At 60.3% G+C, this 11,852-nt stretch carries 10 protein-coding genes and 1 pseudogene; 7 read left to right on the top strand and 4 right to left on the bottom strand.

Features of this window, described 5'->3' with window-relative positions; translation table 11 throughout:
- Nucleotides 1-120: pseudogene (locus IB254_RS18860) on the top strand (integrase core domain-containing protein); the annotation flags it as partial.
- Between the two features lie 979 nt (nucleotides 121-1,099).
- On the opposite strand, the gene infA reads toward IB254_RS18860, so the two are convergent.
- The 4 genes from infA to trxB form a co-directional block, all read right to left on the bottom strand.
- Complete coding sequence (gene infA / locus IB254_RS18855) at nucleotides 1,100-1,318, bottom strand: translation initiation factor IF-1 (RefSeq protein ID WP_002553999.1); 219 nt, start codon at nucleotides 1,316-1,318, stop codon at nucleotides 1,100-1,102.
- 100 nt (nucleotides 1,319-1,418) lie between these two features.
- The gene (locus IB254_RS18850; RefSeq protein WP_008029519.1) at nucleotides 1,419-2,126 is read right to left on the bottom strand and encodes an arginyltransferase; all 708 of its coding nucleotides are present in this window, start codon (nucleotides 2,124-2,126) and stop codon (nucleotides 1,419-1,421) included.
- 56 nt (nucleotides 2,127-2,182) lie between these two features.
- Nucleotides 2,183-2,863 carry a leucyl/phenylalanyl-tRNA--protein transferase gene (aat, locus tag IB254_RS18845; RefSeq protein WP_192418740.1) on the bottom strand — a complete coding sequence of 227 codons (681 nt, stop codon included), beginning with the start codon at nucleotides 2,861-2,863 and terminating at the stop codon, nucleotides 2,183-2,185.
- A gap of 64 nt (nucleotides 2,864-2,927) precedes the next feature.
- Complete coding sequence (gene trxB / locus IB254_RS18840) at nucleotides 2,928-3,887, bottom strand: thioredoxin-disulfide reductase (protein WP_192418738.1); 960 nt, start codon at nucleotides 3,885-3,887, stop codon at nucleotides 2,928-2,930.
- 295 nt (nucleotides 3,888-4,182) lie between these two features.
- Between trxB and IB254_RS18835 the strand changes: the two genes are divergently transcribed.
- The 6 genes from IB254_RS18835 (at nucleotide 4,183) to cysG (ending at nucleotide 11,826) form a co-directional block, all read left to right on the top strand.
- Nucleotides 4,183-6,591: a DNA translocase FtsK gene (locus tag IB254_RS18835; protein WP_192418736.1), complete on the top strand. Its 2,409-nt coding sequence runs from the start codon at nucleotides 4,183-4,185 to the stop codon at nucleotides 6,589-6,591.
- Between the two features lie 72 nt (nucleotides 6,592-6,663).
- A complete protein-coding gene (gene lolA, locus IB254_RS18830) occupies nucleotides 6,664-7,287 on the top strand; it encodes an outer membrane lipoprotein chaperone LolA (RefSeq protein ID WP_008043813.1) in 624 nt (207 codons plus the stop codon).
- Between the two features lie 151 nt (nucleotides 7,288-7,438).
- Nucleotides 7,439-8,761: a replication-associated recombination protein A gene (locus IB254_RS18825; protein ID WP_192418727.1), complete on the top strand. Its 1,323-nt coding sequence runs from the start codon at nucleotides 7,439-7,441 to the stop codon at nucleotides 8,759-8,761.
- Complete coding sequence (gene crcB / locus IB254_RS18820; RefSeq protein WP_192227337.1) at nucleotides 8,761-9,135, top strand: fluoride efflux transporter CrcB; 375 nt, start codon at nucleotides 8,761-8,763, stop codon at nucleotides 9,133-9,135. The genes IB254_RS18825 and crcB overlap by 1 nt, the downstream gene beginning before the upstream one ends.
- Before the next feature lie 15 nt (nucleotides 9,136-9,150).
- The gene (serS, locus tag IB254_RS18815; protein ID WP_008043810.1) at nucleotides 9,151-10,431 is read left to right on the top strand and encodes a serine--tRNA ligase; all 1,281 of its coding nucleotides are present in this window, start codon (nucleotides 9,151-9,153) and stop codon (nucleotides 10,429-10,431) included.
- On the top strand, nucleotides 10,432-11,826 hold the full coding sequence (gene cysG / locus IB254_RS18810) for a siroheme synthase CysG (RefSeq protein WP_008029501.1): 1,395 nt from the start codon (nucleotides 10,432-10,434) through the stop codon (nucleotides 11,824-11,826).
- Nucleotides 11,827-11,852: the final 26 nt, after the last annotated feature.

Below are 11,852 nucleotides of genomic sequence, written 5' to 3'. Positions count from 1 at the left end.
TGAGTGAATCAATATCGATCTACAACCACGAGCGTCCGCACCAGTCTTTGAAATACAAAACGCCCGATGCGATGCATCGGGCGCTGGGATGAAACAGGTGTAAACCTATTTCAGGACTAGACACTGCTTGGTTTGGGGGCAGATCCGTTTTTTCGGTGATGGCGGCTATTGGTTTCGCCCTTACGGCGAGTCACTTGGAAGAGCCCCAAGTAACCAAGGGCTCTTGCCCCTTTCGTTCGGTGCCTCGCTCCGGTCCTGCTCCGTGGGCCCGCCGCCATCGGCCATCCATGGCCGGGGGCGGCTAACCCGGCATCCATGCCGGGTTGCCCACTGCGCAGAACCTGCACTCGGCCTCTCGAGGGGGCGCTCAGATCAAAAGCGGAAGGCGAGCTAACGCTCGGCCTGATGAGTGGTGGAAATCAAAAGCGCACACGATCCCTGTAGGAGCGAGGCTTGTCCGCGAAAAACGTCGGGACACCGCGTTCATTCAGACAGCCCCGCGTTATCGTTGACGTCCATCGCTGGCAAGCCAGCTCCTACAATTTTGAATCGTGTGAACCCAATCCCTTGTAGGAGCCGGCTTGCCGGCGAAAAGCGTTTGGGCGACGCGTTCATTCAGACAGCCCGCGTTATCGTTGGCGTCCATCGCCAGCAAGCTGGCTCCTACAGGGGGGCGGTGTACATATCCGGAATGAGTGAGCGCAGCAGAGAAGAAGAACGCGGACAACGGAAGAGCCAGGTCGGCTTTCAGGCCGCCTCGGCGGCTGTGGCGGTGGTCGCCCCCTCGAGAGGCCGAGTGGAGGTTCTGCGTAGTGGGCAACCCGGCATGGATGCCGGGTTAGCCGCCCCCGGCCATGGATGGCCGATGGCGGCGTGCCCACGGAGCAGGACCGGAGCGAGGGTATGGCGAGCCTTAGCGAGGCACCGAACGAAAGGGGCAAGAGCCCTTTGGTTACTTTGGGGCTTTTCCAAAGTGACTCGCTGTAAAAGCGAAACCAATACCAGCCATCACCAAAAAATGGATATTCACACCAAGCCAAACCAAATCGCAGACAAACAAAAACGCCCGGCAAAAGCCGGGCGTCTTGTATTGACTTGATTAGCGAGCGCGGTAAGTGATGCGCCCTTTGCTCAAGTCATAGGGCGTCAGCTCGACGCGCACTTTGTCACCGGTAAGAATACGAATGTAGTTCTTGCGCATCTTGCCGGAGATATGCGCGGTTACGACGTGCCCATTTTCCAACTCCACGCGAAACATGGTGTTGGGCAGGGTGTCGACGACAGTGCCTTCCATTTCGAAGCTGTCTTCTTTCGACATGCAGTAAAGCCCTCGGTGTCCAATGAATGGCCCGGTGCAACTGCGCCAGGCAAAAGCGGCGTGCATTGTGCCCGAAAAATGGGGTTTAAGCCAAGGGGTTCTAGTTCAGGATGACCCAGCGCTGATTAATCAACAGTTCGATCGGGCGATATTGGGTCTTGTAGCTCATTTTTTTGCAGTTCTTGATCCAGTATCCGAGGTAGACCGCTTCAAGCCCCAGGCGCTGGGCCTCGGCGATTTGCCAGAGAATCGCATAGCGCCCCAGGCTGCGGCGTTCTTCAGAGGGTTCGTAGAAGGTGTAGACCGCCGACAGACCGTTCGGCAGCAAGTCAGTGACCGCCACCGCCAGCAACTGGCCCTCCAGGCGAAATTCGTAGAAGCGCGAAAATGGCAGGTCACGCACCAGGAAGGTCGAGAACTGGTCACGACTCGGTGGGTACATGTCGCCATCGGCATGGCGCTGTTCGATGTAGCGCTGATACAGGTCGAAGTACTCTTCGCTGAACTTCGGCTTGGTCGGGCGCACCTGCACGTCGGCATTGCGCTTGAAAATGCGTTTCTGCTGACGATTCGGCGAAAATTGCGCTACCGGAATGCGCGCAGGCACGCACGCATTGCAATTCTGGCAATGTGGCCGATAAAGATGATCGCCGCTGCGACGAAAACCCATTTCAGACAGGTCTGCATAGACATGCACATCCATGGGCTGGCTAGGGTCGAGGAACAGCGTTGTGGCCTGCTCCTCGGGCAGATAACTGCAAGAGTGGGGCTGAGTGGCATAAAACTTCAAACGCGCCAACTCGGTCATGATCAACCCTCGGTATAAGCTTTGAATTAAGTGTAAGCCACGCGCGCGAAAGTCGCTCAGCAAACCCAGGTGGCACGGCTGGGTTGGTCCAGATGCTGCGCAAGATAGCGGGCAAACTCGCGACGAGGAATGGCGCGGGCGCCCAGGCTGTGCAAATGATCGGTGGGCATCTGGCAGTCGATCAGCACGAAACCCGAGTCTTTCAGGTGTTTGACCAGGGTGGCAAAGCCGAATTTGGAGGCGTTGTCGGCGCGGCTGAACATGGATTCGCCGAAAAACAGCTGGCCCATCGCCAAGCCGTAGAGCCCGCCGACCAGTTCGCCCTGATCCCAGACCTCCACCGAATGCGCGTAGCCCCGCTGGTGCAGCGCCAGGTAGGCGTTCTGCATCGCTTCGGTGATCCAGGTCCCGTCGGCATATTCGCGCGGTGCAGCGCACGCGCGAATGACCGCGGCAAAATCCTGATCAAAGGTCACTTGATAGCGTTGCTGACGCAGCAGCTTGCTGAGGCTGCGCGAAACATGCAGTTCGTCGGGAAACAGCACGGTACGCGGATCCGGCGACCACCAGAGAATTGGCTGGCCTTCCGAAAACCACGGAAAGCAGCCATGGCGATAGGCCTGAATCAGACGATCGGCGGACAGATCGCCGCCCGCAGCCAGCAATCCGTTGGGATCGCGCATGGCTTTATCCAGCGGCGGAAAGGTCAGGGTGTTGCGTTGTAACCAAGTCAGCATGGCATCCGGGCTTACAGAAGGGGAGGGCAGTGGTGGGCGGTTAGGCCCACCGTGAAGTTTGCCGTCAAACGGCCGGAATGTCGTCGAGGTATTTCTCGGCGTCGAGTGCGGCCATGCAGCCGGCGCCGGCGGAAGTGACGGCCTGGCGATAAACATGGTCGGCCACATCGCCTGCGGCGAACACGCCGGGGATCTCGGTGGCGGTGGCATCGCCTTCGCTGCCGCCTCTGATCAGCAGATAACCGTCACGCATTTTCAGCTGGCCTTCAAACAGTCCGGTATTGGGCTTGTGGCCAATGGCGATGAACACGCCGGCCACCGACAGCTCGCTGGTTTCGCCGCTGTGGCTCTCGCGCAGGCGGGCGCCGGTCACGCCGCTGGAGTCGCCCAGCACTTCATCGAGATTCTGGTTCCAGTGCAAACGGATATTACCGTTGGCCGCCTTTTCGAAGAGTTTGTCCTGAAGGATTTTCTCCGAGCGCAACTTGTCGCGTCGGTGGATCAAGTGGACTTCCTTGGCGATGTTGGACAAATACAACGCTTCTTCAACAGCGGTATTGCCGCCACCGACTACGGCGACCACCTGATTGCGGTAGAAGAAGCCGTCGCACGTTGCGCAGGCCGAAACCCCTCTGCCGGCGAAGGTCTCTTCCGAGGGCAGGCCCAGGTACTGCGCCGAAGCGCCGGTGGCAATAATCAGTGCGTCGCACGTATAAGTGCCGCCGTCGCCGATAAGTTCGAACGGGCGCTGTTGCAACTTGGCTGTGTGGATGTGGTCGTAAACGATCTCTGTGTCAAAGCGCTCGGCGTGTTTTTGCATGCGTTCCATCAGTACCGGGCCGGTCAGGCCTTCGACGTCACCGGGCCAGTTGTCGACTTCGACGGTGGTGGTGAGCTGGCCACCTGCCTGTATGCCGGTAATGACCACAGGTTTGAGGTTGGCGCGGGCGGCATAAACCGCTGCACTGTAACCGGCAGGGCCGGAACCCAGAATGATCAGGCGGCAATGCTTGGATTCGCTCATAAAACACCTCATAAGCCTTTGTCACGAAAGAGAATGCGTGCTCAAATTGAATCGCAATCGGTGCGCCGTTAGCTATGCTGATCCATGGCCTGCCAGCATGGCATCGTACGAACAAACCCGTACAATGCGTGCCGGTCACTTGAATATTCAGTGCGCCCCGTGTTTATAAAAACCGGAGTGCAGTGTTAAAAGTAGTCCCAGTTGCGCCGGTTAACTTTTTTACCTGCCTGGATTGGGCAGTTTTTTATAGTCATTCAACAGATGGACGCGCCATAGGCGCAGGAAAAGAAGCGTTTTGAAGAAATCCACCGCAGCACCTAAACCAGCCGTCGTTCCGCTCTGGCGCCAGCATTTGCACTACCGGCTCAAGGAAGGTGCATTGATCGCCATCGGCGGCCTGTGCCTGTTCCTGATGATGGCCTTGTTGACTTACGGCAAGGACGATCCGGGCTGGAGCCATAACAGCAAGATCGACGATGTTCAGAACTTTGGCGGACCTGTCGGCTCCTACAGTGCCGACATCCTGTTCATGGTGCTGGGTTACTTCGCCTACATTTTCCCGCTGTTGCTGGCGGTCAAGACCTACCAGATCTTCCGTCAACGCCACGAGCCGTGGCAGTGGAGCGGCTGGCTGTTTTCCTGGCGCCTGATCGGCCTGGTGTTCCTGGTGCTGTCGGGCGCGGCCCTGGCCCACATCCATTTCCATGCACCGACCGGTCTGCCGGCCGGCGCGGGCGGCGCGTTGGGCGAAAGCCTTGGCGACCTGGCCCGCAATGCGCTGAATATCCAGGGCAGCACCTTGCTGTTCATCGCGTTGTTCCTGTTCGGCCTGACGGTGTTCACCGACCTGTCGTGGTTCAAGGTGATGGACGTTACCGGCAAGATCACCCTCGACCTGTTCGAAGTGTTCCAGGGCGCGGCCAACCGCTGGTGGGCCGCCCGTGTCGAGCGCAAGCAGCTGGTTGCGCAGTTGCGTGAAGTCGATGATCGCGTGCATGAGGTGGTCGCACCGACCGTTACCGACAAGCGCGAGCAAGCCAAGGTCAAGGAACGCCTGATCGAGCGCGAGCAAGCCCTGAGCAAACACATGTCGGACCGCGAGAAGCAGGTCCCGCCGGTGATTGCCCCCGCGCCGCCGAAGCCCGCCGCGCCAAGCCAGCGCGTGGAAAAAGAGAAGCAGGCGCCGCTGTTCGTCGACAGCGCCGTCGAAGGCACCTTGCCGCCGATCTCGATTCTCGATCCTGCAGAAAAGAAACAACTCAATTATTCCCCCGAGTCGCTGGCGGCCGTCGGCCACTTGCTGGAAATCAAGCTCAAGGAATTCGGCGTCGAAGTCTCGGTGGATTCGATCCACCCAGGCCCGGTGATTACCCGTTACGAAATCCAGCCTGCCGCCGGGGTCAAGGTCAGCCGCATCGCCAACCTGGCGAAAGACCTGGCGCGTTCCCTGGCCGTGACCAGCGTGCGGGTGGTGGAAGTGATTCCGGGCAAGACCACCGTCGGTATCGAGATTCCCAACGAAGACCGGCAGATCGTGCGCTTCTCCGAAGTGCTCTCGACGCCTGAATATGACAACTTCAAATCCCCGGTCACCCTGGCCCTGGGTCATGACATCGGTGGCAAGCCGGTCATCACCGACCTCGCCAAAATGCCGCACTTGCTGGTGGCCGGTACGACCGGTTCCGGTAAGTCGGTGGGTGTGAACGCGATGATTCTGTCGATCCTGTTCAAGTCCGGCCCGGAAGACGCCAAGCTGATCATGATCGACCCGAAAATGCTTGAACTGTCGATCTACGAAGGCATTCCGCACCTGCTGTGCCCGGTTGTGACCGACATGAAGGACGCGGCCAACGCCCTGCGCTGGAGCGTGGCGGAGATGGAGCGTCGCTACAAACTGATGGCGAAGATGGGCGTGCGAAACCTGTCCGGCTTCAACGCCAAGGTCAAGGAAGCCCAGGACGCCGGCACGCCGCTGAGCGATCCACTGTACAAGCGCGAAAGCATTCACGACGAAGCGCCGCTGCTGACCAAGCTGCCGACCATTGTCGTGGTGGTCGACGAATTCGCCGACATGATGATGATCGTCGGCAAGAAGGTTGAAGAGCTGATCGCCCGTATCGCCCAGAAGGCCCGTGCCGCCGGTATCCACTTGATCCTTGCGACCCAGCGTCCGTCGGTTGACGTGATCACCGGTCTGATCAAGGCGAACATCCCGACACGCATGGCGTTCCAGGTGTCGAGCAAGATCGACTCGCGGACCATCATCGACCAGGGTGGTGCCGAGCAGCTGCTGGGCCACGGTGACATGCTCTACATGCCGCCGGGCACCAGCCTGCCGATTCGTGTGCATGGCGCGTTCGTGTCCGATGACGAGGTTCACCGAGTGGTGGAAGCCTGGAAACTGCGCGGTGCGCCTGAATACAACGATGACATCCTCGCCGGTGTCGAAGAGGCCGGTAGCGGCTTTGAGAATGGCGGTGGCGGCGGTGATGACGATGCTGAAACCGATGCGCTGTACGACGAAGCGGTGCAGTTCGTGCTGGAAAGCCGTCGCGCGTCCATCTCTGCGGTTCAGCGCAAGCTGAAGATCGGCTACAACCGCGCCGCACGCATGATCGAAGCCATGGAAATGGCCGGGGTCGTGACGTCCATGAACACCAACGGTTCGCGTGAAGTCCTGGCGCCTGGCCCGGTGCGCGACTGATTTGATTTGATGTTTTGAACGATGGCGCAGTGACGCGTCATCGTACTCCCCACGAATGTTATGAGGACTCCCATGCGTCTTATCCGCATGCTGTTGCTGCCGGTTCTGGCTTTGACCACGCTCTCGGCCCACGCCGACGACAAGGACGTGGCGCGTCTGACCCAACTCCTGGAAAAATCCCAGACCCTGACCGCACGCTTCTCACAGCTGACCCTCGATGGCAGCGGCACCCAGTTGCAGGAAACGGCCGGTGAAATGTCGCTGCAGCGCCCGGGCCTGTTCTACTGGCACACCGATGCGCCGGCCGAGCAAGTCGTGGTTTCCGACGGCAAGAAAGTGACCCTGTGGGACCCGGACCTGGAACAGGCCACCATCAAGACCCTCGATCTGCGTCTGAGCCAGACGCCGGCGTTGTTGTTGTCCGGTGACGTGTCGAAGATCAGCCAGAGCTTCGCCATCAGTGCCAAGGAAGCCGGCGGCGTGATCGACTTCACCCTGAAGCCGAAATCCAAGGACACCCTGTTCGACAGCCTGCGCCTGTCGTTCCGCAATGGCCTGGTCAATGACATGCAACTGATCGACAGCGTCGGCCAGCGCACCAACATCCTGTTTACCGGCGTGAAGGCCAACGAGCCGATCCCGGCGTCGAAGTTCAAGTTCGACATCCCTAAAGGCGCGGACATCATTCAGGAGTAACCCGCAGCCCCTTGTAGGAGCCGGCTTGCTGGCGATGGCGGTTTATCATTCAACAACGATGTTGACTGACCCACCATCGTCGGAACGCCGCCCGCAGCAAGCCGGCTCCTACAGGTATTGCGGTGTTCATAGTGAGGTTTCATAAGCAGTGATGGACCTGTTTCGCAGCGCCCCGATAGCTCAGCCCTTGGCCGCCCGTTTGCGTGCGGCCAATCTGGACGAGTACGTCGGTCAGGAACACGTGCTCGCTCGCGGCAAGCCTTTGCGCGAAGCGCTGGAGCAGGGTGCGCTGCATTCGATGATTTTCTGGGGCCCGCCGGGCGTGGGCAAAACCACCCTGGCGCGGTTGCTGGCGGAAGTCTCGGATGCGCACTTCGAAACGGTCTCGGCTGTATTGGCCGGCGTGAAGGAAATCCGCCAGGCGGTGGAAATTGCCAAGCAACAGGCCGGACAGTACGGCAAACGCACCATCCTGTTCGTCGACGAAGTGCACCGTTTCAACAAATCGCAGCAGGACGCCTTCCTGCCCTACGTCGAAGACGGCACGCTGATCTTCATCGGCGCGACCACGGAAAATCCCTCATTCGAACTCAATAACGCCTTGCTCTCCCGGGCGCGCGTCTACGTGCTCAAAAGCCTCGACGAAGCGGCGTTGCGCAAACTGGTGCATCGCGCTCTCACCGAAGAGCGTGGCCTGGGCAAACAGCAACTGACCCTCAGCGATGAAGGCTTTCAGATGCTTCTGTCCGCCGCCGATGGCGATGGTCGACGCCTGCTCAACCTGCTGGAAAACGCCTCGGACCTTGCCGAAGACAACAGCGAAATCGGCGTCGATCTGCTGCAAAGTCTGCTCGGCGATACCCGTCGGCGGTTCGACAAGGGCGGCGAAGCGTTTTACGACCAGATTTCCGCGCTGCATAAATCGGTGCGCGGCTCCAATCCCGATGGCGCGTTGTACTGGTTCGCACGGATGATCGATGGCGGTTGCGATCCGCTGTACCTCGCCCGGCGCGTGGTGCGCATGGCCAGCGAAGACATCGGCAACGCCGATCCGCGTGCCTTGAGCCTGTGCCTGGCCGCGTGGGAAGTGCAGGAACGCCTCGGCAGTCCGGAAGGCGAGTTGGCGGTGGCCCAGGCCATCACGTATCTGGCCTGCGCGCCGAAAAGCAACGCGGTGTACATGGGTTTCAAAGCCGCGATGCGCAGCGCCACCGAACACGGTTCGCTGGAAGTACCGTTGCACCTGCGCAACGCCCCGACCAAATTGATGAAGCAACTCGGTTACGGCGACGAGTACCGTTATGCCCACGATGAGCCGGATGCCTACGCCGCCGGCGAAGACTACTTCCCCGAAGAGCTTGAGCCGCAACCGTTCTATCAGCCAGTGCCGCGAGGCCTGGAGCTGAAGATCGGCGAGAAGCTCAATCACCTTGCGCAACTTGACCGTTTAAGCCCCCGGCAGCGGAGAAAATAGTGCTTCCATTGATTGTTGCGGTTTCCGTCGGCGGGATCGCTGGCACGCTGTTGCGCTTCGCCACCGGCAATTGGGTCAACGCTAATTGGCCACGGCACTTCTATACCGCGACGCTGGCCGTTAATATCGTCGGCTGTTTGCTGATCGGCGTTCTATACGGTCTGTTTTTGATTCGCCCGGAGGTGCCTTTCGAAGTGCGCGCCGGGCTGATTGTCGGCTTCCTCGGGGGGCTGACGACTTTTTCATCCTTTTCACTGGATACGGTGCGCCTGCTGGAAAGCGGGCAGGTGCCACTGGCCCTGGGCTATGCTGCCATCAGCGTATTCGGCGGGCTGCTCGCCACCTGGGCCGGCCTGTCCTTGACCAAACTTTGATAACGAGAGACCGACATGCTCGATTCCAAACTGTTACGTAGCAACCTTCAGGACGTAGCGGACCGCCTGGCATCCCGTGGCTACACGCTGGATGTTGCGCGCATCGAAGCGCTGGAAGAACAGCGCAAGACCGTCCAGACCCGCACCGAAGCACTGCAGGCTGAACGTAATGCGCGCTCCAAATCCATCGGTCAGGCCAAGCAGCGCGGCGAAGACATCGCGCCGTTGATGGCGGACGTCGAGCGCATGGCCAACGAATTGAGCGCCGGCAAAGTGGAACTGGACGGGATTCAGACCGATCTGGATTCGATCCTGCTCGGCATCCCGAACCTGCCGCACGAATCTGTGCCAATCGGCGATGACGAAGACGGCAACGTCGAAGTGCGCCGCTGGGGCACCCCGACCGCGTTCGATTTCCCGGTCCAGGACCACGTCGCCCTGGGCGAGAAATTCGGCTGGCTGGACTTCGAAACCGCCGCCAAGCTGTCCGGCGCGCGTTTCGCCCTGTTGCGCGGCCCGATCGCCCGTCTGCACCGTGCCCTGGCGCAGTTCATGATCAACCTGCACACCAGCGAGCACGGTTACGAAGAGGCCTATACGCCTTATCTGGTCCAGGCGCCAGCGCTGCAAGGCACCGGTCAGTTGCCGAAATTCGAAGAAGACCTGTTCAAGATCGCTCGCGAAGGTGAGGCCGATCTGTACCTGATCCCGACCGCTGAAGTGTCGCTGACCAACATCGTCGCCGGCGAAATCGTCGATTCGAAACTGCTGCCGATCAAGTTCGTCGCCCATACGCCGTGCTTCCGCAGTGAAGCCGGTGCGTCGGGTCGCGATACCCGCGGCATGATTCGCCAGCACCAGTTCGACAAGGTCGAGATGGTCCAGATCGTTGAGCCATCGACCTCGATGGAAGCGCTGGAAGGCCTGACCGCCAACGCCGAGAAAGTCCTGCAATTGCTGGAACTGCCTTATCGCACCCTTGCGCTGTGCACCGGCGACATGGGCTTCAGCGCCGTCAAGACCTACGACCTGGAAGTGTGGATCCCGAGCCAGGACAAATACCGCGAGATTTCGTCGTGCTCCAACTGCGGCGATTTCCAGGCCCGTCGTATGCAAGCGCGTTTCCGCAACCCGGAAACCGGCAAGCCTGAACTGGTTCACACCCTGAACGGTTCCGGTCTGGCGGTCGGTCGTACCCTCGTTGCCGTGCTGGAAAACTACCAGCAGGCCGACGGTTCGATCCGTGTGCCGGACGTGCTGAAACCGTACATGGGTGGCCTCGAGGTCATCGGCTAAATGGACTATCTGCCGCTGTTTCACAACCTTCGCGGCAGTCGTGTGTTGGTCGTCGGTGGGGGGGAAATTGCCTTGCGCAAATCCCGCCTGCTGGCCGAAGCCGGTGCGCTGCTGCGGGTGGTTGCGCCTGAAATCGAACCGCAACTGCGCGAACTCGTTGCCGGCAGCGGTGGCGAGTGCCTGTTGCGTGGCTACGTCGAAGCGGATCTGGACGGCTGCGGGCTGATCATTGCCGCCACCGATGATGAACCGCTGAATGCACAAGTCTCCGCCGATGCTCATCGGCGTTGCGTGCCGGTCAACGTGGTGGATGCGCCAGCCTTGTGCAGCGTGATCTTCCCGGCGATCGTCGACCGTTCGCCATTGATCATCGCGGTTTCCAGTGGCGGCGATGCGCCGGTGCTGGCGCGGTTGATCCGCGCCAAGATCGAAACCTGGATTCCTTCCACCTACGGTCAACTGGCCGGTCTGGCTGCGCGTTTTCGCAGTCAGGTCAAAGGCCTGTTTCCGGATGTACAGCAGCGTCGGGCGTTCTGGGAAGATGTGTTCCAGGGCCCGATTGCCGACCGGCAACTGGCCGGGCAGGGCGCTGAAGCCGAGCGCATGATGCAGGCGAAAATCAGCGGCGAAGCGCCAGTTGCCACCGGTGAGGTGTACCTGGTCGGTGCCGGGCCGGGTGATCCCGACCTGTTGACCTTCCGCGCCTTGCGCCTGATGCAGCAAGCCGATGTGGTGCTGTATGACCGGTTGGTGGCGCCGGCGATTCTCGATTTGTGCCGTCGTGATGCCGAGCGGGTCTACGTCGGCAAGCGTCGCGCCGATCACGCCGTGCCGCAGGATCAGATCAACCAGCAATTGGTGGACCTGGCCAAACAGGGCAAGCGCGTCGTGCGGTTGAAGGGCGGTGATCCGTTCATCTTCGGCCGTGGCGGTGAAGAGATCGAAGAACTGGCGGCCCATGGCATCCCGTTCCAGGTGGTGCCGGGCATCACGGCGGCCAGCGGTTGCGCGGCGTACGCCGGGATTCCGCTGACCCACCGCGATTACGCGCAGTCGGTGCGATTTGTCACCGGGCACCTGAAGGACGGTTCCACCGATTTGCCGTGGGGTGACCTGGTTGCGCCGGCGCAAACCCTGGTGTTCTACATGGGGCTGGTGGGCTTGCCGATCATCTGCGAGCAGTTGATCAAGCATGGTCGCGCAGCGGATACGCCGGCGGCGTTGATTCAACAGGGCACCACGGTTAATCAGCGGGTGTTCACCGGCACCCTGGCCGATCTTCCACGATTGGTGGCGGAGCATGAAGTGCATGCACCGACGCTGGTGATTGTTGGGGAAGTGGTGCAATTGCGCGAGAAACTGGCGTGGTTTGAGGGTGCTCAGGCGCAAGTCTGAAGACCGCGTCGGTCGAGCGCGACCCC

This window comes from Pseudomonas sp. PDM03 (assembly GCF_014852385.1).
GTDB lineage: Bacteria > Pseudomonadota > Gammaproteobacteria > Pseudomonadales > Pseudomonadaceae > Aquipseudomonas > Aquipseudomonas migulae.
Note: the sequence above shows the minus strand (reverse complement) of the source record. Positions and strands in the feature narration are given on the sequence as shown.